This window comes from Proteiniborus sp. (genome assembly GCF_040308045.1).
In the GTDB taxonomy this organism is placed as follows: Bacteria; Bacillota; Clostridia; order Tissierellales; family Proteiniboraceae; genus Proteiniborus.
In genome coordinates, this window is the sequence record NZ_JAWRHZ010000041.1 from 71,791 (window position 1) to 95,167 (window position 23,377).

General features: G+C 33.1%; 20 protein-coding genes and 1 riboswitch. Of the genes, 19 read left to right on the top strand and 1 reads right to left on the bottom strand.

The window, feature by feature from the left end; all coding sequences use genetic code 11:
* Positions 1-250: 250 nt before the first annotated feature.
* The 9 genes from ABV008_RS08320 (at position 251) to ABV008_RS08360 (ending at position 12,937) form a co-directional block, all read left to right on the top strand.
* A complete protein-coding gene (locus tag ABV008_RS08320; protein WP_352419364.1) occupies positions 251-1,657 on the top strand; it encodes an MATE family efflux transporter in 1,407 nt (468 codons plus the stop codon).
* Between the two features lie 75 nt (positions 1,658-1,732).
* A riboswitch (purine riboswitch) is annotated at positions 1,733-1,834 on the top strand.
* A 164-nt stretch (positions 1,835-1,998) separates the two neighbouring features.
* Entirely contained in the window at positions 1,999-5,769 is a 3,771-nt protein-coding gene (locus ABV008_RS08325; RefSeq protein WP_352419365.1) for a phosphoribosylformylglycinamidine synthase, read from the top strand.
* 11 nt (positions 5,770-5,780) lie between these two features.
* Positions 5,781-6,272, top strand: a complete 492-nt coding sequence (purE, locus tag ABV008_RS08330) for a 5-(carboxyamino)imidazole ribonucleotide mutase (RefSeq protein WP_352419366.1) — start codon at positions 5,781-5,783, stop codon at positions 6,270-6,272.
* A gap of 24 nt (positions 6,273-6,296) precedes the next feature.
* Positions 6,297-7,703: an amidophosphoribosyltransferase gene (gene purF / locus ABV008_RS08335; protein WP_502929763.1), complete on the top strand. Its 1,407-nt coding sequence runs from the start codon at positions 6,297-6,299 to the stop codon at positions 7,701-7,703.
* Positions 7,696-8,736: a phosphoribosylformylglycinamidine cyclo-ligase gene (purM, locus tag ABV008_RS08340; RefSeq protein WP_352419368.1), complete on the top strand. Its 1,041-nt coding sequence runs from the start codon at positions 7,696-7,698 to the stop codon at positions 8,734-8,736. Before purF ends, purM begins: the two co-directional genes overlap by 8 nt.
* Entirely contained in the window at positions 8,724-9,350 is a 627-nt protein-coding gene (purN, locus tag ABV008_RS08345; RefSeq protein WP_352419369.1) for a phosphoribosylglycinamide formyltransferase, read from the top strand. The genes purM and purN overlap by 13 nt, the downstream gene beginning before the upstream one ends.
* A 4-nt stretch (positions 9,351-9,354) precedes the next feature.
* On the top strand, positions 9,355-10,887 hold the full coding sequence (gene purH, locus ABV008_RS08350) for a bifunctional phosphoribosylaminoimidazolecarboxamide formyltransferase/IMP cyclohydrolase (protein WP_352419370.1): 1,533 nt from the start codon (positions 9,355-9,357) through the stop codon (positions 10,885-10,887).
* A 64-nt stretch (positions 10,888-10,951) separates the two neighbouring features.
* A complete protein-coding gene (purD, locus tag ABV008_RS08355) occupies positions 10,952-12,208 on the top strand; it encodes a phosphoribosylamine--glycine ligase (RefSeq protein ID WP_352419371.1) in 1,257 nt (418 codons plus the stop codon).
* Between the two features lie 45 nt (positions 12,209-12,253).
* The gene (locus tag ABV008_RS08360; RefSeq protein WP_352419372.1) at positions 12,254-12,937 is read left to right on the top strand and encodes a phosphoribosylaminoimidazolesuccinocarboxamide synthase; all 684 of its coding nucleotides are present in this window, start codon (positions 12,254-12,256) and stop codon (positions 12,935-12,937) included.
* 46 nt (positions 12,938-12,983) lie between these two features.
* Here ABV008_RS08360 and ABV008_RS08365 read toward each other — a convergent pair whose 3' ends face one another.
* On the bottom strand, positions 12,984-13,175 hold the full coding sequence (locus ABV008_RS08365; protein WP_352419373.1) for a hypothetical protein: 192 nt from the start codon (positions 13,173-13,175) through the stop codon (positions 12,984-12,986).
* 285 nt (positions 13,176-13,460) lie between these two features.
* Between ABV008_RS08365 and ABV008_RS08370 the strand changes: the two genes are divergently transcribed.
* The 10 genes from ABV008_RS08370 to nagA all read left to right on the top strand — a co-directional run bounded on the left by ABV008_RS08370 (position 13,461) and on the right by nagA (position 23,354).
* The gene (locus ABV008_RS08370; RefSeq protein ID WP_352419374.1) at positions 13,461-15,047 is read left to right on the top strand and encodes a transporter substrate-binding domain-containing protein; all 1,587 of its coding nucleotides are present in this window, start codon (positions 13,461-13,463) and stop codon (positions 15,045-15,047) included.
* Positions 15,048-15,092: 45 nt separating this feature from the next.
* A complete protein-coding gene (locus tag ABV008_RS08375; protein ID WP_352419375.1) occupies positions 15,093-16,448 on the top strand; it encodes a sigma-54-dependent transcriptional regulator in 1,356 nt (451 codons plus the stop codon).
* Between the two features lie 318 nt (positions 16,449-16,766).
* Positions 16,767-17,906 carry an ABC transporter substrate-binding protein gene (locus ABV008_RS08380; RefSeq protein WP_352419376.1) on the top strand — a complete coding sequence of 380 codons (1,140 nt, stop codon included), beginning with the start codon at positions 16,767-16,769 and terminating at the stop codon, positions 17,904-17,906.
* A 55-nt stretch (positions 17,907-17,961) separates the two neighbouring features.
* Positions 17,962-18,840, top strand: coding sequence for a branched-chain amino acid ABC transporter permease (locus tag ABV008_RS08385; RefSeq protein ID WP_352419422.1), 879 nt, complete (start codon positions 17,962-17,964; stop codon positions 18,838-18,840).
* A gap of 14 nt (positions 18,841-18,854) precedes the next feature.
* Positions 18,855-19,970 (top strand): branched-chain amino acid ABC transporter permease, encoded by a 1,116-nt coding sequence (locus tag ABV008_RS08390; RefSeq protein ID WP_352419377.1) that lies wholly within the window; start codon positions 18,855-18,857, stop codon positions 19,968-19,970.
* A complete protein-coding gene (locus ABV008_RS08395; RefSeq protein ID WP_352419378.1) occupies positions 19,909-20,676 on the top strand; it encodes an ABC transporter ATP-binding protein in 768 nt (255 codons plus the stop codon). The genes ABV008_RS08390 and ABV008_RS08395 overlap by 62 nt, the downstream gene beginning before the upstream one ends.
* Positions 20,677-20,678: 2 nt before the next feature.
* Positions 20,679-21,386, top strand: coding sequence for an ABC transporter ATP-binding protein (locus ABV008_RS08400; protein WP_352419379.1), 708 nt, complete (start codon positions 20,679-20,681; stop codon positions 21,384-21,386).
* A gap of 157 nt (positions 21,387-21,543) precedes the next feature.
* Positions 21,544-21,867, top strand: coding sequence for a YerC/YecD family TrpR-related protein (locus tag ABV008_RS08405; RefSeq protein WP_352419380.1), 324 nt, complete (start codon positions 21,544-21,546; stop codon positions 21,865-21,867).
* The gene (locus ABV008_RS08410; protein ID WP_352419381.1) at positions 21,857-22,147 is read left to right on the top strand and encodes a hypothetical protein; all 291 of its coding nucleotides are present in this window, start codon (positions 21,857-21,859) and stop codon (positions 22,145-22,147) included. Before ABV008_RS08405 ends, ABV008_RS08410 begins: the two co-directional genes overlap by 11 nt.
* Before the next feature lie 46 nt (positions 22,148-22,193).
* On the top strand, positions 22,194-23,354 hold the full coding sequence (gene nagA / locus ABV008_RS08415) for an N-acetylglucosamine-6-phosphate deacetylase (protein WP_352419382.1): 1,161 nt from the start codon (positions 22,194-22,196) through the stop codon (positions 23,352-23,354).
* Positions 23,355-23,377: the final 23 nt, after the last annotated feature.

Below are 23,377 nucleotides of genomic sequence, written 5' to 3' on the forward strand. Positions count from 1 at the left end.
GGTTTGCCATAAAAGTACAAATCAAAAGACCCTAAACAAGTACCTCAAACTAAATATCTAAGTGAATGAAAAAAGGTCCTATTAATATTAACATAGTAACATAGGGCTTTTTTAAATTAACAGTTTCGAAACACAAATTTGTTCACTCCCTATGGTCGTGCAAATTTGGTTCTCATTGCGTTTGACCTACCATCGATTTTCTGACAAAAGCATCCAGAAAATCGGGTTAGGTCATAAGGAGGTAATGTTTATGGGTTTAGATGATAATGCTTTTTCAAAAGAAAAAGTAAGCAAGCTACTATTTAAGTTTTCAATACCAGCTATAGTATCTTTATTAGTAGCTGAGTTATATAACATGGTAGATACAATATTTGTAGGTAGAGAAATAGGAGGTAATGCCATAGCTGCACTTGTGGTAGTATTCCCTATTCAGCGTATAATAGCAGCTGTAGGTATGCTGCTGGCAATAGGTACTTCTACTTCTGTTGCTAGAAGTAATGGGGAGAAAGATTATGATAGTTTAAAAATGTATATAAAGAACTCATTAAGTCTTGTTATTGTAATGATTTTTACTCTAATAACTATTATTTTCATTTTTAGAGAAAAGATATTAATGTTTTTAGGAGCAAGTAACACAGTTATTCCTCTTGCTAATGACTATCTTTCCATAATAATAGTTGGCTCTGTTTTCCAATGCTATACAGTAGTAATTGGGTATATATTAATGTCTTTAGGAAATAGAAGAGTATTACTCACAAGTAATTTTATTGGAGCAATAACAAACATAATAGTGGATTATGTTCTTGTAGTACTACTTGATTTTGGAGTAAAGGGTGCAGCAATAGCTACAGTAGCTTCTCAGATTTTAGCCTTTACTTACATGTTATATCACTTTATCAAAGCAAATAAGGTTCTCAAATTGAAGATTAGATTTAGTATTAATAAAGAAACAGCACGCTCCATAATAATGATTGGATTTGCTGCATTTATAATAGAAGCAGAGGACGGTTTTGCATTGGCAGTATTAAACAATCTTTTACTCAATAATGTAGGAGACATAGGGGTTGTAATATCTGGAGTAATATCTAAGTTATCTATGTTCTTGTTTATTACAATACTTGGAATAAGCGCTGCTATGCAGCCAATTGCAGCATATAATGCTGGTGCTGGACAATATGATAGATTAAGAAAAGTTGTTAGAGAATCTATTATAGTAGCATTAATTACTTCAGCTGTTCTATGGGTAGGAGTACTAATATTTGCAAAACAAATAATATCTATTTTTGTAAAAGATAATTATATTATAAATGAATCAGTTAAAGCTTTCAGGATAATGATATCAGTGTTCCCTATAATTAGTATGTATTATGTTTCTATATACTATTTTCAAGCTATAGGGAAAGCTAAATCATCCTTTTTACTTTCAATATACAGGCAGATAATATTATTTATTCCGATTTCAGTACTATTAGTTGGAGTACTAAAGCTTGGAGCTATTGGTGCGTGGATTTCATATCCTATTTCCGATATAATTTCAGCTCTAACTTCATATTTCTTAATTAGAAGAGAAAGAGTAAGAATTAATAAAAAGGTTGAAGAAAGAAAGAAAAAATCTGATACTAGAAAAGCATACGGAGTACCTGTATATGGAAACTAGAAAGAAATGTAAAATAAATATTTGCAAAAATTCATTGACTAATTTAGTTTTTACTGCTACCATTAACTTGTAAGATAAAACAGATTAATATTTGCCCATATAAATCTCAGAATATGGCTGAGAAGTTTCTACCAAGTGACCGTAAATTACTTGACTATGGATGAAAGTGTACCTAGGGTTCCGAGGTGCTTATTAGCATTTGCCTGGTCCGAGCGGTACAGATATTACTCATGCTTATTTTAGAGTAATATTACACCTTGGGGATAAAAGCCCGGGCGGGTAGGTTTCACGTATAGTGAAACTTACTCTGCCCGGGCATTTTTTTTGAAAGGAGTGGTATTATGGATAAGCTAGTAAGAAGAATTTTTATCGAAAAGAAAAAAGGTTTTAATATCGATGCAGAACAATTGTTCAATGATTTAAGTGAAAATCTTAGCATTAAGTCATTGACTGAAGTTAGAATTGTCAATAGGTACGATATTCAAGGAATATCAAGAGAAGATTATGAAAAAGCAATAGTAAATATATTTTCAGAGCCTAATATTGATTTAGTTTATGAAGAGGACTTTGAGGCAGATAATGATTATAAGGTATTTGGAGTCGAATATCTTCCAGGGCAATATGACCAGAGAGCCGATTCAGCTGCTCAATGTGTAGAGATTCTTACTATTAGTGAAAGGCCAATTATTAAGACTGCTAAGATAATAATGCTTAGGGGAGATATTACAGAAGACGAATTTATAAAGATTAAAAACTTTTGCATAAATCCTGTAGACAGTAGGGAAGCCTCCTTGGCAAAACCAGAAACCTTAGAGGATAACATAACTTATCCAATGGATGTAGAAGCTATAAAAGATTTTACCCAAAAATCTTACAAAGAACTTATAAAGCTTAAAGAAGATTTGGGACTTTCAATGAGTGATGATGATATTAAATTTTGCCAAGAATATTTTAGGCTAACAGAAAAGAGAAATCCTACTATAACTGAAATAAGAGTTATAGACACATATTGGTCAGATCATTGTAGACATACTACTTTTATGACTGAAATAGAAGATGTGAAATTTGAAGAAGGAATATATAGTAGCCCAATAAAAAAAGCATACAAAGAATATCTTGATTCTAGAGCTTATGTTTATGGTGACAAAAACAAAGCTATTTGCTTAATGGATATTGCAACCATAGGAATGAAGGAGCTTAGAAAAAAAGGTTTATTAGAAGACTTGGATATTTCTGATGAAATAAATGCATGTAGTATTAATGTAAATGTAGATGTTGATGGAGAAATGGAAGAATGGCTCGTGATGTTTAAAAATGAAACTCACAATCATCCTACTGAAATAGAGCCTTTTGGTGGAGCAGCTACTTGTTTAGGGGGAGCTATAAGAGACCCCTTATCAGGAAGGTCTTATGTTTATCAAGCAATGCGTATTACAGGTAGCGGAGATCCAAGAACGAAAGTAGAGGATACTCTTCCAGGAAAACTACCTCAAAGAAAAATTACTACAGAGGCAGCTAGAGGATATAGTTCTTATGGAAACCAAATTGGTATAGCTACAGGTCATGTATCTGAAATATATCATGAAGGTTATGTAGCAAAGAGAATGGAGCTAGGAGCTGTAATAGCAGCGACACCAAAAGAAAATGTAGTTAGAGAAGTACCCAAAGAAGGAGATTTAGTGGTTCTAGTAGGTGGAAGAACAGGGAGAGATGGATGTGGTGGTGCAACAGGTTCATCTAAGTCTCATACTGACGAATCAATTTTAACTAGTGGAGCAGAAGTTCAAAAAGGAAATCCACTAATAGAGAGAAATCTTTTAAGATTATTTAGAAAAACAGAATTTAGTAAGATAATAAAAAGATGTAACGATTTTGGAGCTGGAGGAGTATCAGTAGCCATAGGTGAACTTGCTGACAGCTTAGAGATAAATTTAGATAATGTATTAAAAAAATATGAAGGTTTAGATGGTACAGAACTTGCGATATCAGAATCTCAAGAAAGAATGGCTGTTGTCATAGATAAAGATGACATTGAAATACTAGAAAAACATGTATTAGAGGAAAATCTAGAGGCTACAGTAGTAGCTAAGGTTACATCTAGCAATAGATTAACTATGAAATGGAGAAACAAAATAATATTAGATATAGATAGAGATTTCTTAAACACTAATGGAGTAAGACAAAAAACTAAGGCATATATAGAAGAACCTAATTCAAAAAGCTATTTTAATATATCAGCCCATGTTAAGAATGATAATAATGAAATAGAAACCGCTTGGATAAACAATTTGAAAAATCTTAATGTAGCTAGCCAGAAGGGGTTAGTAGAGAGATTTGATAGTACAGTAGGTGCAGGTACTGTATTAATGCCTTTCGGTGGAAAGTTTAACTTAACTCCATCACTAGGAATGGCTGCAAAAGTTCCTGTTTTAGAAGGGCAGACAAACACTTGTACACTTATGACTTATGGATTTAACCCTGAACTTTCTACTTGGAGTCCTTTCCATGGTGGACTATATGCAGTAGTTGATTCAGTCACTAAAATAGTAGGGATGGGAGGAGATCCTAGGAAAATAAGACTTACTTTCCAAGAGTACTTTGAAAAGCTAGGAAAGAATAGTGAAAAATGGGGTAAGCCTTTGGCTGCACTTTTAGGAGCATATGAAGCACAAAAAGGATTTAATATACCTTCTATAGGTGGCAAGGACAGTATGTCTGGAACGTTTAACGAGCTAAATGTACCACCTACTTTAGTAAGCTTTGCAGTATGCCCAGGAGATGCAAGAGATGTTATATCACCAGAGCTTAAAAAAATTGATAGCCATATAGTTTTAATTAGTTTACCTAGGCTGGAAAATGAAACTCTAGATTTTGAAATATTAAATAGAAACCTACTAAAGGTGCATCAATTAATAAAAAACAAAAAAGTATTATCAGCTCATAACATTGGAAATGGTGGGATAGCAGCTGCTATAAGTAAGATGAGTTTTGGAAATAAAATCGGTGTGACATTTACTGACAATGTAGATAAGGGAAGGCTATTCTCAGCTGACTATGGCTCAATAATATTAGAAATTAATAGCCATGAAAATCTAGATGAGATATTCGAAGGATTAGAGTATAAAGTACTAGGATATACTACTGAAGAACCTGTTATAAAAATTGGTGGTACTGAAATTAATTTGAGCCTTGCAATAAAAGAATGGGAAGAGCCTTTAAATGAAGTATTCCCTATTAAAAAGGACTTAGCGGGAAACCTTGAAAAAATAAATTATAACAAAGGAAATATGGTTAAAGCAAAATGTAGTATAGCAAAGCCTAAAGTATTTATTCCTATTTTCCCAGGTACAAACTGCGAATACGACATGGAAAAATCCTTCGTAAAGGCTGGCGGACAAGTTGATAGTTTTGTATTTAAAAATATAACAACAGAGGATATAAAAGATTCTATAACTACAATGGCTAGGAAAATAAAAGAAAGCCAAATAATAGCATTACCTGGTGGATTTAGTGCAGGAGATGAGCCAGATGGTTCAGGAAAATTCATAGCAACTGTATTTAGAAATCCATATATAGTAGAGCAGGTTATGGACTTACTAAAAAATAGAGATGGGCTTATCCTAGGAATATGTAATGGCTTCCAGGCACTTATAAAGCTAGGCCTTGTACCATATGGAGAAATAAGAGAGATGAAAGAAGACTCGCCAACACTTGCCTTTAATAGGCTAGGAAGACATGTATCACGTATGGTTAATACAAAAGTAGTGTCAAATCTTTCGCCTTGGTTTAACAACGTTAATGTAGGAGATGTATTTACTATCCCTATATCACATGGTGAAGGCAGATTAGTGGCTAGTGAAGAAGCTATTGAGGAAATGATAGAAAAAGGACAAGTAGCCACTCAATATGTAGATTTTGATGGGAAACCTAGCTACAATGGAGATTTTAACCCAAATGGTTCAAATCACAGTATAGAAGGAATAACAAGTCCAGATGGAAGAGTGCTAGGAAAGATGGGGCATTCAGAGAGAATTGGAAAAGACTTATATAAAAATGTCTATGGTGAAACAGATCAGAAGCTATTTGAAGCAGGGATAAGGTACTTTAGATAGGAGGTAATAACATGAAGGTTGCAATTATTATGGGAAGTGATTCTGATTTTCCTGTAGTGGAGAAGGGTTTAAAAATTTTAAAGGAATTTGGAGTAGATGCAGAAGTTAGAGTAATATCTGCTCATAGAACACCAGATAAAGCAGTAGAATTCGGAAAAAATGCTGAGGCAAACGGAATAGAAGTAATAATAGCAGCAGCAGGAAAGGCTGCACATCTTGGAGGCGTATTAGCAGCAGTTACTGTACTTCCAGTCATAGGATTGCCTATTAAATCGTCAACATTAGATGGACTAGATTCACTATTATCAATAGTTCAGATGCCTAAAGGAATACCAGTAGCAACAGTAGCCATAGACGGAGGAGAAAATGCTGCACTTTTAGCTATTCAGATTTTGTCTATAAAATATGAAGAACTAAAGGAAAAGCTTAAAGAATACAGAAAAACTATGGCTCAACAGGTTGATAAAAAAGATAATGAACTTAATCGTAAACTATGCAACTAACAAAATAGTTAGGAGGCAATGATAATGAACATAAATTTAATTGATGATGATAAACTTAAAGAAGAATGTGGCGTAATAGGGATATATTCAAAGGAAGAGAATGTTGCTAATATGATTTATTACGGTCTTTATGCCCTTCAGCATAGAGGACAGGAGAGTGCAGGCATTGCAGTAAATAATAATGGAACAATAAGTTATTACAAGGATGCAGGACTTGTATCAGAAGTCTTTAACAATAATAATAAGCTAGAAAAGCTAAATGGTAATATGGGCATTGGTCATGTTAGATATGGGGCAGATTCCGAAAAACTGGCTATTAATGCTCAGCCATTAGTTGTTAAATATAAAAAAGGAAGCATTGCTATTGCACACAATGGAAGCATAGTAAATGCAAATAGTCTTAGAGAAATACTCGAAGATGATGGGGTTGTATTTCAAACTACTAATGACAGTGAAGTAATGGCTAATATGATAGCAAGATATCACAAAGAAGAAATAGAGAAGGCAGTTAATAGAGTAATGGAGCTATTAAAAGGGTCGTATGCGCTTGTACTCATGACAGAAAATAAACTCATAGGAGTAAGGGACAATCAAGGCATAAGACCTCTTTGCCTAGGTAAAATAGATGATGGATATGTTTTGGCATCTGAAAGCTGCGCTCTAGATACTATAGGAGCAGAGTTTATAAGAGATATAGAGCCTGGCGAAATGGTTATTATAGATGAAAATGGTATTAAGAGCATATTTAATGATAAATGGAGCAAAAAGAAACTTTGTATATTTGAGCTTATATATCTTGCAAGACCAGACAGCAGAATTGATGATATAAGCGTTTATCATGCCAGAAAAGAAGCGGGAAGAATACTGGCTAGAGAATGTCCGGTTGATGCTGATATAGTAATTGCAGTTCCAGATTCAGGAATATCTGCTGCAGTTGGTTATGCTGAGGAATCAGGAATACCTTACAGTATAGGCTTAATAAAAAATAGATATGTTGGAAGAACATTTATTAAACCAAATCAGAGCAACAGAGAAGAAGGAGTAAAAATAAAATTAAATGTTTTAAAAGAAAACATTGAAGGGAAAAGAGTTGTACTTGTAGATGATTCAATAGTAAGAGGGACTACTAGCAGAAAACTAGTGAAGATGCTAAAAAAGGCTGGAGCAAAAGAAGTTCATCTTAGAATAAGTTCTCCACCTGTAATGTTCCCTTGTTACTTTGGCATAGATACACCATATAGAGAACACTTAGTTGGAGCCAATAAAACCATAGAAGAAATATGTGAAATGATTGATGCAGATAGCTTAGGATTTATATCTGAAGAAGGGCTTGTTAAATCAACAGGAAAAACAGATGGATTTTGCCTAGCATGTTTAAATGGTGATTATCCTATGGAAATACCTAGAGAGGAAGGTGCTTTTCATGAGTAAAGGACTAACATATAAAAACTCAGGTGTAGATGTAACAGCAGGATACGAAGCAGTCAAACGTATGAAAACTCATGTGCAAAAGACTTTTATAAAAGGAGTTTTATCAGATTTAGGCGGATTTGGCGGAATGTTTGCCTTAGACAAAAATCAGTATGATGAGCCAGTTTTAGTATCTGGAACAGATGGTGTAGGCACTAAGCTAATGATTGCATTTGCCATGGATAAACATAATACTATAGGAGAAGATTGCGTTGCAATGTCTGTAAATGATGTACTTTGTCAAGGTGCAAAGCCTCTTTTCTTCCTAGATTATATTGCTACTGGTAAGCTTTATCCAGAAAAAATAGCAAGTATAGTGGAAGGTATATCAAATGGATGTATTAAGGCAGAATGTGCTCTTATTGGTGGAGAAACAGCTGAGATGCCAGGATTATATGGAACAGACGAATATGATTTGGCAGGTTTTGCAGTAGGAATAGTAGACAAGAAAAAAATCATAACTGGAGAGAATATAAAAGAAGGAGATGTCCTAATAGGTCTTCCTTCTAGCGGGCTTCACAGTAATGGTTTTTCATTAGTTAGAAAGCTTTTCTTCGATATTAAAAAATACGATGTAAACCAATATATTGATGAACTAGGCAGTACATTAGGTGAAGAGTTAATAAAACCTACAAAGATATATTCTAATGCTTTAATAGAACTGAATGAAAAATTCAACATAAAAGGTATTAGCCATATAACTGGCGGAGGATTTTATGAAAACATTCCTAGAATGCTTCCTAATGGTCTTAGTGCAGTAGTAAATAGAAAACAGGTTGAAATTCTTCCTATTTTTAATGTAATACAAAAGCTAGGAGATATTGAAATAGATGAGATGTATTCAACCTTTAACATGGGTGTTGGCATTATAATGGCAGTAGAACAACAAGATGCAGATAGCATAATAAAATTCTTAAAAACTAAAGATGAAAAAGCATATGTAATAGGTGAGATTGTCCATGGAGAGAGAGGCGTATCAATATGTCATCAGTAAGGATTGGAGTCCTTATATCTGGAAGTGGGACAAATCTTCAAGCTTTAATTGATGGTGTAGATGCAGGAGAAATAAATGGTGAAATTTGTGTAGTCATATCTGATAAAGAACATGCCTACGGACTTGTACGAGCTAAAAAAAATGGTATTGATACTGCTTTTGTCAATAGAAAGGACTTCTTAAATGATATAGATTTCAATAGAAAAATTCTAGAAGAACTTAAAAAAAGAGACATTGAGCTTGTAGTATTGGCAGGATATTTGAAAATTTTAAGCAGTGAATTTATAAATGAATATAAAAATAGAATAATTAACATTCATCCATCTTTAATCCCAAGTTTTTGTGGCAAAGGTTACTACGGTGAAAAAGTTCATAGAGCAGTATTAGAGTATGGTGTAAAGGTTACAGGAGCCACAGTCCACTTTGTAGATGAAGGAGCAGATACAGGTCCTATAATTTTTCAAAAATCAGTGCGGATAAGTGAAGAGGATGATGTGGAATCACTTAGAAATAAAGTGTTGAAGGTAGAACATGTGCTTCTTACTGAGGCGGTAAGTCTTTACTGCAGTGGAAAAATAAATGTAAATGACAGAAAAGTTATTGTTGGGGAGTGATAAAATGAAAAGAGCATTGATTAGCGTTTATGACAAAACTGGTATAGTAGAGTTTTCAAGAAAGCTTGTCAATATGGGCTGGGAGATTATCTCTACAGGAGGTACATCAAAAATACTTTATGAATCAGGAATTGATGTTATTGATGTTTCTAGTATTACTAACTTTCCTGAATGCTTTGATGGCAGAGTAAAAACACTTCACCCAAAGATACATGGTGGACTTTTGGCCTTAAGAGATAATAAAGATCATTTGAAGACTATGGAGGAACTTGGAATACATGCAATAGATATAGTAGTGAATAATCTATATCCATTTAAACAGACTGTTTTGAAAGAAGGAGTAACTCATGAAGAGATAATAGAAAATATCGACATAGGTGGTCCTTCAATGATGAGAGCAGCAGCCAAGAATTATAAGTATGTAACAGTACTTGTAGACCCTAGAGATTATGATGCTGTAATAAATGAATTAGAAAAAAATAGTCAAGTATCAGAAAAAACTAGAGAGTATTTAGCAGCAAAAGTATTTCAACATACTAGTAGCTATGATGCACTTATTTCAAGCTATTTCAACAAAAAGGCAGATATTAGATTTCCTGATACTATAACTCTAACTTTTGATAAAAAACAAGATTTAAGATATGGGGAAAATCCTCATCAAAGTGCTGGATTTTATTCAGAAGTATTAGAAACAAAAGGCACTTTAACAGCTGCAGTACAGCTTCACGGGAAGGAATTGTCCTATAATAATATTGGAGACGGAAATGGTGCATTAGAGATATTAAAAGAGTTTGACAAACCTACAGTTGTAGCAGTAAAGCATGCAAATCCATGTGGAGTAGGCAGCGGAGAAACTATAGAAGAAGCCTTTAAGAAAGCATATGAAGGGGACAAACAATCTATATTTGGAGGAATAATAGCTGCCAATGGTGAGATAGGCGAAAATACTGCAAAGATGATAAATGATATATTCATAGAGTTAGTTATAGCACCTTTTTATTCTGAGTCAGCATTAGAAATATTAAAAACCAAGAAGAATATAAGACTCTTAATGTTACCTAGTATATCGAAGCATGAATATACAAGTTGTGACATGAAAAAGGTTCTAGGAGGAATACTAGTACAGGATAGGGATCAAAGCTGTCTTTATGAAAAACTAGAGATAGTAACTAATAGAAAGCCATCTGATAAGGAACTAGAAGATATGCTATTTGCTTGGAAGGTAGTTAAGAATACTAAGTCAAATGCCATTGTTTTAGCTAAAAATGGGGGGACTGTAGCAGTAGGGCCAGGACAGGTCAGCAGAATATGGGCATTGGAAAATGCAGTTAAACAAGGCGGAGAAAATACTAAAGGCAGTGTAATGGCATCAGATGCATTTTTCCCTTTTTCTGATTGTGTAGAGTTGGCTGCTAAAATAGGAATAACTGCTATTATACAGCCTGGAGGCTCAATAAAAGACAAGGACTCAATTGATGCTGCAAATAAGCATGGAATAGCAATGATTTTCACTGGGACTAGACATTTTAAACATTAGTTACGACATATTTCCCGGGGAATGACACGTATTTACAAAATAAGCATAATTGAGAGGTGAAACTATGAAAGTACTTGTTATAGGCAGTGGTGCAAGGGAACACGCTATTGTTTGGAAACTATCACAGAGCCCAAAAGTATCTGAAATATTTTCAGCACCTGGAAATGGAGGAATTAGTCAGATTGCTAAATGTGTGAATATTAAGGTTGAGGACACAGATGTTCTTCTTTCATTTGCACTAAAAGAAAGTATCGATTTGACTATTGTAGGGCCAGAAGTACCATTAGTAGCTGGAATAGTTGACAAGTTTACTGAAAAAGGGTTAAAAATCTTTGGCCCATGTAAAAAGAGTGCAATGCTTGAAGGAAGTAAAAAATATGCAAAAGAATTCATGATGAAACATGGGATACCTACTGCTAAATATGCAGTATATAACAGCTTTAATGAGGCAATAAATGGCTTAGATGAATTTTCTTTTCCATTGGTGATAAAAGCAGATGGACTAGCAGCAGGTAAGGGTGTAGTTATATGCAACAATAAAGAAGAAGCTTATGAAGCTGTTAGAGGCATAATAGAAGACAGAAAATTTGGAGAGGCTGGGAAGGAAATTATAATTGAAGAATTTCTTGAAGGAATAGAAGCTTCACTTATGTGCTTAGTAGACGGCAATAAAATAATACCACTAGAAAGTGCAAAAGATCATAAGAGATTACTTGATAATGACGAAGGACCTAATACAGGAGGCATGGGTTGCATTTCACCAAATAAAATACTAGACGAAAAACTGATGGCTGAAATAAAAGTGGAAATATTAGAAAAAGTATTGAATGGGTTGCAGAATGAGAAGCTAGATTTTAAGGGAATACTTTTTATTGGTTTGATGGTTACTGTAGAAGGAGCAAAGGTATTAGAATTTAATGTCAGATTTGGTGACCCTGAAACAGAAGTAATACTGCCAAGATTAGAAAGTGATATTGTAAATATATTTTTAAAGACCATAGATGGGACTATATCGCAGGAAGATTTAAAATGGAGTCCTAAATCATGTGTTTGTACAGTTTTAGCATCAGGAGGATATCCCGAAGCCTATGAAAAGGGCAAAGTTATATCTGGATTAGATAAAGTTGACAGCGATGTACTAATATTTCACGCAGGAACAAAAAGAGTTGATAATATTATTACTGATGGTGGGAGAGTACTTGCTGTGACTACTTTAGCTGATAGCATAGATGAAGGTAGAAAAAAGATATATGAAAATATAAATAAAATATACTTTGATGGGATGCAATACAGAAAAGATATTGGAAAGAAACTAAATTAGAGCTTAGAGATTGCAAAATAAAATTTAAAAGAAAGGACTGTTGCTATGAAAACTGTATATGAAGGAAAAACAAAAAATGTTTATACGTTAGAAGATGGGAACTATTTGCTTAAATTTAAGGATGATGTAACAGGAGAAAACGGAGTATTTGATCCAGGAGCCAACTCAGTAGGCTTATCTATTGAGGGTTCAGGAAAAGCTAATATTAGAGTGACTAAGTTTTTCTTTGATATCTTAAAGAAAAAAGAGGTTCCTACTCATTATATAGATGCTAATGTAGAAGAAGCAACTATGACAGTAAAACCTGCAAAACTGTTTGGAAATGGGCTTGAAGTAATCTGCCGTTATAAGGCAGTAGGAAGCTTTATGCGTAGATACGGTATGTATGCAGAAGAAGAACAATCATTAGATGCTTTTGTAGAATTTACACTTAAAGACGATAAGCGTCAGGATCCTCCTATTACAGAAGATGCTCTTGTTATGTTAGGAATTCTATCATCAGAAGAATACAAAACATTAAAAGATTTAACTAAAAGAATTTCTAATATAATAAAAGAAGAGTTAGCTAAAAAAGATATAGAATTATATGATATAAAGCTTGAATTTGGTAGGGTAGGAGAAGACAACGAAATAGCTTTAATTGATGAAATCTCTGGTGGCAACATGAGAGCTTACAAGAACGGAAAGTATATTGAACCATTAATGCTGGACAAACTAATACTAGAATAGGATGAAGGGAGCTTTTTGCTCCCTATTGTTTTTTGAAATAAAGCTTTTACTTTAGCTGATTTTCTTTTAAATCATTATTTGCCACTGCATCAGTATCTTTATAGAATCTCATAGTATCAATGGCATCTACATCTCTTATCATGCTCCATGGAAAAAAAGTTGCGTTAGTTTGATTTTCAAGAATAAACTCATACCCATTTATGTCTGTTGAATTTCTTCTTTCGTTCTTATTTCCCATATATACAACCTCCCAAAGTAATATATTAGGGTGTTCTTAAAGCTAAAATTACCCTCGAGCTCATCCCAAAATTTCTATGTGAAGATTACAATTAGGATTAATTTTAATCCTATAATTATTATTTCTCTATTTTAGTATAATAATTTAATGAATTGGATTATTTCCTTTGGTGCTATATGTTATTATTATATAGGATCTCATTTTAAAAATTAAAGCTATAGGATTTTTTGGCATACTAAGTACACATGTTATATTTTATTTCTAACTTAGTGAGGTGATAGTAAGTTGTGTTCAAAAAAACAAATTATAATATTTATATTAATATTTGCAATATTTTCGATAACTAGTATAGCATATGGTGTAGATGAAACAAATTTAACAAGCAAAGTTATTAGAATAGCGGGAGACAATAATTATCCTCCTTATGAGTTTGTGGATAAGGATGGTAATTATAAGGGATTCAATGTAGATATAATGAGAGCTGTAGCAATTGAGCTAGGTATTGAAATAGAGCTTGTGCCTACGAGCTGGGAAAGAGCTATTTATCTCTTACGTGAAGGAGAAATAGATGCTATACAAGGTATGACTAAAACACCCTTAAGAGAAGAAATGTTTGACTTCACTCAAGAGCTTGTGACAAATTCTCAGAATATATTTGTTATGAACAATACAACTCATATAGCTGCTTTAGAAGACTTAGCAGGAGTAAAGGTTTCTTTTCAAGCAGGGGACGTAACAGATGAAATACTAGCTAAAGTTCCTGATATAATCCCTATAGAAAAAGAAAATCAAAAAGAAGCAATAGATGCTTTATTTTCAGGTGAAGTTGAAGCTTTTATGGGTAACAGATTAACTGGAATTTATTATATTCAAAAAGAAGGTTTAGCTGGAGAATTTAAGATAGTTGGTGAGCCTATGTATGTTACACAGTATTGCTCATCTGTAAAAAAAGGTAACATAGAGCTACTAACGGAGTTGAATAAAGGAATAGATGATATAAAGAAAAATGGAACCTATGATAAAATCTATAAAAAGTGGTTTGGAGAAGAGATATTAGAGTCGGGTAGAAAATGGCGTCAACTTCTTTATATATCTTTGTTAGTTTTATTAGTAGCATCAATAATAATAGGAATAATTATATATTGGAATAGAAGTTTAAGAAGAGAAGTAGAAAATAGAGCCAAAGAAATAAAAGAACTATATGAGTTAGCAAAGCATGATGATAAGATGCGGGCATTAGGTAAGCTATCGGCAGGAGTTGCTCATGAATTAAGAAATCCCCTTACTTCCATAAAGGTGTTTATTGATATGCTACCTAATAAGTTAGATAATCCTGAATTTGTTGAGGAACTTACAAAGATAGTACCTATGGAAATAAACAGACTAAATAGTTTGGTAAATACTCTTTTAGATTATTCAAAACCTAAGGTCCCTGTTCCTAAAGAAAATAACTTGAAGGACATTCTCACTGAAATATTAGTTCTTTTAAAGCAGAAAATTAACGAAAAAAAGATTATAGTAGAAGAAAGTGGAACGAATATTTGGTTTTTGGCAGATACATCCCAATTTAAACAAATTATGATAAATATTATTCTAAATAGCATTGATGCTATAAAAGAGAAAGGCATTATATCTATTACTGGTAGAATAGAAGAAAAAAAAGCTATAATTATTATAAAAGATAACGGAATTGGAATGTCAGAGGATGTACTAAGTAAAGTATATGAACCGTTTTTTACATCTAAAAAGTCTGGATATGGAATAGGCTTATCTATTACTCATCAGCTTGTAAAGGAAAACAAAGGAGAAATTTCAATTGATAGTACAGAAGGAGTAGGTACAACTACTACTATTAGTTTACCAACAGCTTAAAGAAAAAGAGATTTAAATACACAAGAAGAGGAGGAAAATTTAAAAATGTACAATATATTAGTAATTGATGATGAACCTTCCATACTGACAGCTTTAAAGTTTGCATTGGAGGATAGCTTTAATGTGTATTGTACACCCAATGTACCAGAAGGTCTGGAGCTAATTAATAATAAGGATATAGATTTAGTATTATTAGATCAATATCTAGGAGAATATAAGGGACTTGAAGTATTACAGACTATACGAAGCCAAAATCCAGGAGTTTTAGTTATAGCTATGACAGCATATGGAAGTATTGAAGACTCTGTAGAAGCTATGCAAAGAGGTGCATACTACTATATTACAAAGCCTCTTGATATAAATGGCTTGATAATTCTTATAAATAAAGCATTAGATTATCAAAATCTTTCTAATAGAGTTGAAGATTTAACTAAACAAATGAATCAAAAACTAGGATTAGATAATATAGTGGCTTCGAGTAAGGCTATGAATGAAGTATTTAAAATAATAGAGAGAGTTAAAGATTTAGATATAAATGTTTTGGTAACAGGTGAAAGCGGAACTGGAAAAGAGCTTATAGCTAGAGCAATTCACAATTCAAGCAAGAGATCAAATGAATCACTAGAAATAATCAACTGTGCAGCCATACCTTATAATCTTTTGGAAAGTGAGCTTTTTGGATATGAAAAAGGAGCATTTACAGGAGCTAATCAACGGTATAGAGGTAAATTTGAATTAGCAGATAAGGGAACTATATTTCTTGATGAAATAGGAGAAATGGATATTCAGCTTCAAGCAAAACTACTAAGAGTAATACAAGAAAAAAGAATAACACCACTAGGAAGTGAAAAGTCAATTTCAGTAGATTTTAGACTAATAGTTGCTACTAATAAAAACCTTACTGAGGAAGTAAAAAAAGGTAATTTTAGGGAAGATTTATTTTTCAGGCTCAATGTAATAAGTATTAGTACTCCTCCATTGAGAGAAAGAAAAGAAGATATACCAGCATTGTCAAAATATTTTATGAATAAATATAGTCAAATGTTTAACAAAGAAGTATCAGGAATATCAAAGAGTGCTATATCAGTTCTTGAAAAATACACTTATCCCGGTAATGTAAGGGAATTAGAGAATATAATCGAAAGAGCAGTAGCATTAACTAATAGTGATATTATTGAAATTGGAGATTTACCAAAGGAAATCATAGAAAATATTGATATAGGAGCGTCAAGTGAGCTAGTACCTATTTATGTAGGAGAAAGTCTTGTAGAAGCAGAAAGAAAACTAATCCTAGCTACTTTAGAATACTGCCAAGGCAATAAAAGAAAAACAGCTAAGGTTTTGGGCATGAGTGAGAGGCATTTATATACAAAGATAAAGGAGTATGATTTAGAGGAATAATAGTATGAAATTATTTCATACTATGAAATATCTTCATATTTACGAACAATAAAATATCTAAAATTATAATCAAGACCCATAAGGGTCTTTTTTACTTTTTGCATATTCAATATCAAATTTTATCTTTTTAGAAGTTGCAATTGTGGGCCTTTAGCTTTTAATTGTTAAAAACTATTCGACACAATTTGACTATGTTTTTAACTTGGCACGATAATTGAATATATAATATAGCAAGTAATTCAGAAAGAGGGTTTTATGAAACAAGGAAAACGATTACAGTAACAAAACTATTATTTAAAATTTAAAGGAGGATTTTACATGAAAAAGAAAGGTGTATTAGCAGCAATATTAGTGTTAACAATGGTAATATTAGCAGGTTGTGGCTCAGGCTCAGCAAACAGTTCATCTAAAATATATATTGCTTCAGCAAACCCTATGACTGGCGACTCAGCTCAGTTTGGTGATATGAAGGTTAAAGCTATTCAGCTAGCAATAGATGAAGTTAATGCAGAAGGCGGTATTGATGGTAAACAAGTAGAGTTAATAGTTGGAGATGACACAGGTAATCCTAAGGAAGCTCCAAACGTAGCACAAAAATTTGCAGCAGACAATAACATACTTGCAGTAATAGGTCACTGGAACAGCTCATGTACACTAGCTGCAAGAGGTATATACGAAGCAGTGCAAATGCCAGTTATTACAGATTCAGTTAACAAGGCTGTAACAGACGGAACTACTCCTCACTTATTCCGTATATCTCTTACAGATACTACTCAAGCTAAGAACCTTGCACAATATGCATATGACAAGCTAGGTAAGAGAAAGGCAGCTATACTATTTACAGCAAACGATTTTGGTACAGGCTTGAAAAACGATTTCACAGAAGAATTTATAAAACTAGGTGGAGAAGTAGTAGGTTCAGAAACATATTTTGAAGGACAATCAAAGGATTTTAGTCCGCAGCTTACTAAAATAAAAGGACAAAACCCAGATGTATTATTCGTAGCAGGCTATTATGTTGAAACAGCTCTTATAGCACAACAATCAAAGGAAGCTGGACTTGATATTCAAATGATTGGAACAGAAGGAATAAGCTCAGAAGAACTTGTAAAATTAGGTGGAGATGCAGTTGAAGGAATTAAATTTGCAGCATTCTTCCATCCAGATGTAGAGTTCCCAGGAACAAAAGAATTTGTTGAAGCATTTAGAGCTAAATATAATAAAGAACCTGATAACTATACAGCATTAGCATATGACTCAGCAAAGCTTATACTTGAAGGTATGAAGAAAAATGGGGCAACTAGAGAAGGAATAACTAAGTATATAAATGAAACAAAGGATTTCCCAGGAGTAGCAGGTCCTATATCCTTTGAAAATAACGGAGTAACTAGAGGAATAATCATATTAACTGTTAAAGATGGCAAGATAGTGCCAGCAGATGTTCAATTAGCAGAATAGAAAATAATATGGGTGGGGTTCTTACCCCACCCCCTAATATCAAAAGAGGAAGGTGATAAATATGTTTATGGAGCAGTTAAGCAATGGAATAGCTTTAGGAAGTATTTACGCTTTGACTGCAATAGGCTTTACAATGGTATACGGAATAATAAGACTCATAAACTTTGCCCATGGTGATATATACATGATAGGTGCATTCTTAACATTAACATGCTTAACTCTTTTTAACATACCAATTATACCAGCATTTTTAATTGGCATGATAGGGGCATCTTTATTCGGTATAGTAATAGCTAAATTTGCTTATAGTCCAGTATTCAAAGCACCAAGAATAAATCTTTTCTTATCAGCAGTAGGAGTTGCAATATTTTTAGAAAACTTTGCAATGCTTGTATGGGGACCAGAGACACAATCATTTCCAAATGTAATATCAAATAAAGTATACAATATTTTAGGTTTAAGAATAACAACTCTTCAACTTATTATTTTAGGAACTACAATAGTATTAGTTGCTATTTTAACATATCTTGTTCAATACACTAAATTTGGTAGAGCCATGAGATGTACATCTCAAGACATGGACACTGCTAAACTTATGGGAATAAACACTAATAGAGTAGTATTTTTCACATTTGCTATAGGCTCATCATTAGGTGCAGCAGCGGGAGCTCTTGTAGGTATGTACTATAAAGCAGTTTTCCCTATGATGGGATTTGTTCCAGGACTTAAAGCATTCATAGCTGCAGTTATTGGAGGAATAGGTAGTATTCCAGGAGCTATGATAGGTGGAATAATAATGGGAGTTTCAGAAAGTTTAGGCGCGGCATATATTTCTTCAGGATATCGTGATGCAATAGCATTTGTAATTTTAATAATAATTCTATTAGTTAAACCTGACGGATTGTTAGGAAAATCAATTAAAGAAAAGATATAAGGAGGGGAAACAGAATGGGCAATTTACCAAAGGTTTTACTGAACCTAGTCATTTATACAGCAATACTATTTGTTGGCATTAAGCTTTTATCAAAGGTCTTTGACTTAGGCATAAAAAAATTCCTTACCTTAGACAAAAAGACAAAAAGAATATTATCTACAGTACTAACTGTTGCCATAATTGCATGGCCTCTTCTTGTTTCTAGTCAGCCTTATGTACTAAGAACAAGTGTAATCGTTTTACTTTATATAGTGCTAGCATTAAGTTTGAACTTTGTAGTTGGTTTTGCAGGGCAGTTATCTATGGGGCACTCATCATTTTATGCTATAGGTGCATATACTACAGCTTTACTAACAGTTAATTTTAGAGTTCCATTTTGGATAGCATTGTTAGCTAGTGCATTAATAGCAGGTATATTTGGACTATTGCTTGGTATACCTACACTTAGATTAAAAGGAGACTATCTAGCAATCACTACAATAGGTTTTGGAGAAATACTTCGTTTAGTTCTTGTAAACTGGACATCATTTACAAGAGGACCAGCAGGAATTCCAGGTATTCCTTCACCATCAATCTTTGGATTTGTGATAAATAACAACATTGGATATTTCTATATAATTTTAGCACTTGCATTATTGACTATATTCATATCAAATAGACTTTTAAATTCTAGACTTGGAAGAGGACTTATAGCTGTTAGAGATGACGAAGTAGCAGCAGAGGCTATGGGTATCAATCCTACCTATTTAAAGATATTAGCATTTGTATTAGGAGCAGCTTTAGCAGGACTTGCAGGAGGTTTCTTTGCTTCATTTATACACTATGTAAATCCAGACAACTTCACTTACAATGAATCAGTTACTATATTGATTATGGTGGTTCTTGGAGGAGTAGGTAGCGTACCTGGAGTTATAGCAGGAGCTACTGTACTAGCAGTACTACCTGAAGCATTAAGAAGTATTTCAACTTATCGTTATGCAATATATGGAATCTTATTAGTTCTAATGATGATTATAAGACCACAAGGTATGATTAGTATGGCTAGCTTAAAAGGAGGTGCAGGTAAAAATGAGAATACTAGAAGCAAAAGGAATCACAAAATCCTTTGGAGGGCTAACAGCAGTAAATAATGTAGATTTCCATATAGATGAAGGAGAGATAGTAAGTCTAATTGGACCAAATGGCGCAGGAAAAACAACCTTTTTTAATCTTTTGACCGCAATATATGAGCCAACAAAAGGTGAAGTAAAATTTTTGGGGGAAAAGCTTCAAAAATCTAAACCTTATGAAATAACTAAACTAGGAATAGGTAGAACATTTCAAAATATAAGGTTATTTAGTAGTATGACTGTATTAGAAAATGTTATGGTAGGTCAATACTGTAGAACATCGGCTAATTTGTTTGGAGCTATAATAAAGTCACCAAAAGTAATTAAGGAAGAAAAAGCCGTAAAGGAAAAGGCGTTAGAAATATTAGACTTTCTCGAATTAACTGATTTAAAAGATGAAATAGCAGTAAGTCTTCCTTATGGACATCAAAGAAGAGTTGAAATAGCTAGGGCTTTAGCATCTGAACCAAAACTTCTATTGCTCGATGAGCCTGCAGCAGGTATGAACACAGGTGAAAAGGTTGAGATGACAGAGCTTATAAAGAAAATTCGTAAAAAAGGATATACTATATTAGTTATAGAGCATGATATGAAGCTGGTTATGGGAATCTCTGACAGAATAATGGTATTGGATTATGGAAATAAAATAGCAGAAGGTCTACCTGAAGAAATACAGAAAAACGAAAAAGTAATTACAGCTTACTTAGGTAAGGGAGGTGCAGAATAACTATGTTAACTATAAAAGACCTAGAAGTTTATTATGGAGGTATTCATGCACTTAAAGGTATTACATTTGAAGTTAAGCAAGGGCAAATAGTTACCCTTGTAGGAAGTAATGGTGCTGGAAAAACTACAACACTAAGAGCCATATCAAATTTAGTAAAGTCCAAAGGTAGCATTGAGTACAATGGACAAGAGATAAGCAACATGCATTCTGAAAAAATAGTGGCACAAGGTCTAATCCACGTACCAGAAGGAAGAAGAATATTCACAGCCTTATCAGTAGAAGAAAATTTAATGATGGGTGCATATTTGAGAAAAGACAAGCAGAAGATAGAAGAAGACTTACAATATGTATATGAACTCTTTCCAAGACTTAAAGAAAGAACTAAACAATATGGTGGAACATTAAGTGGTGGAGAACAGCAGATGCTTGCTATTGGTAGGGCTATGATGTCTGATCCAAAACTATTAATGCTAGACGAGCCTTCAATGGGATTAGCTCCAATTGTAGTAGAAGAAATATTTGCATCAATAAAAGAGTTAAATAAAAAGATTGGACTTACAGTATTACTTGTAGAGCAAAATGCAAATATAGCATTACAGGTAGCAGATATTGGATATGTTATTGAAACAGGAGATATTGCATTTTCAGGAAACGCTAAAGATTTGCTAAATGATGATAGAGTTCGTAAAGCTTATCTTGGAGAAGAATAAAAGTCTTCCTTTAAATTATAAATATATTATAAACAGTAAGTAGACATAACTTATCTACTTACTGTTTGTTTTTTGCTTAACATATTGTAAAAACTCTCAGTTAATAATACAATAGTTATAAGAAAACGTTTTGCATAATTAGTTAAGGGGTGATTTTGTGGAATATAGGCCAAAGATTAAGGACAAGCAAATAGATGAATTGTTTGAAGCTGTATTGAAACTTGAAAATATTGAAGAATGTTACAGATTTTTTGAAGACATATGTACCATAACTGAACTCAAATCCATTAGTCAGAGGCTAGAGGTAGCAAAACTATTAAGGCAGGAAAAAACATATAATGAAATAGAAGAGAAGACAGGAGCTAGTACTGCAACCATAAGCAGGATTAATAGAGCATTAAACTATGGTGCAGAAGGATACAATTTGATACTAGACAAATTAGGATATATTAAAAAACAGGAGAAGAATGATGAAAGCTAAAAATATGAATGATAAAGACATGATGATTAAAAGAATGAGAACTATAAAGATAATTGAAATGTGTATATCATTATTGGTTATTGGTTTGGCTGTATTTCTATACTATAAAGGATATGATCCAACAGTTGTATTAATTTACCTTGCAGGCAAAAATCTTTATTCAATTACAAGAAGAAAAAATATTACAAAAAACTATAAATTTTTGTTAATTCTTAATGTTGCAGGTTTATTTCTTGGACTTTTAGGAGGGTATAATTTAATACAACAGTTAATCAAGTAAATTATAAAAGTAAGGATAGTATAATAAATTAAATGGGGATTAGTATATGAGATATTTGATAAAATCAGGAGAAGCCTTCTTAAAGGATAGAATACTAAAGAACGGCGTTTTCTTAATTAACAATGGCATAATAGAAGAAGTGAAAGTAGAAAATATCTTTGAAGATATAGAAACTATTGATTTAAGCAACTATAAACTATTGCCTGGACTTATAGACACTCATATTCATGGCGCAAGTGGCTATGATACAATGGACGCAAACTATGACTCATTAAATGAAATATCTAAATACCTAGGTAGTATTGGAGTAACAGGCTTTTTAGCCACTACAGTAACAGCACCTTGGGATAAAATAACTTCTGCAGTTAAAAATGTTGACCAGACAATGAAATTAGGAGTAGAAGGAGCAGAACTATTAGGCGCTTATATAGAGGGCCCATTTATTACTGAAAAATATAAGGGAGCTCATCCTTCTGAGTACATTAGAAGAATAGACATTGATGACACTAAGGAACTAATAAATAAATTCCCTTCTTGTATAAAAACTGTAATAGTAGCACCTGAAAAAGAAGGAGCTTTAGAGCTGATAAAATACTTAAAATCTAAAAACATAAATCCTTCTATAGGGCATACAAATGCAACCTATAAAGAGGTTATAGCTGCAGTAGATGCAGGAGCTAACATTGCAGTGCATGTATTTAATGGAATGAGAGGGCTTCATCATAGGGAGCCTGGTACAGTTGGTGCTGTTTTGTCAGATGATAGAATATGCTGTGAGTTAATAGCTGATATGATACATGTACATCCTGCTGTGACAAAGATAGTATTAAAAGCTAAAGGTCCTGAAAATATAAGCTTAATAACTGATTGTATGATGGCAGGCGGACTTGAAGATGGTGAGTACATGCTTGGTGAGCTAAAGGTATTTGTAAAAGATGGAGTAGCTAGAATAGAAAATGGTTCTCTTGCTGGTAGTACACTAAAACTGATAAATGCTATAAAGAACATGAATGAACATGTAGGAGTTAGTATGCTAGATGCAGTCAATATGGCATCCTTAGTTCCAGCACGAATAGCTGGTGTAGATCATGTTCAGGGTAGCATAGAAGCAGGCAAAAAAGCTAATTTTACTGTCGTAGATAATGATTTTAATGTAGTGATGACTATAGTAAATGGTAAGTGTATATATTCAAAGTATTTGGTTTAGGAAGGTTTGTAACTGATTACCAA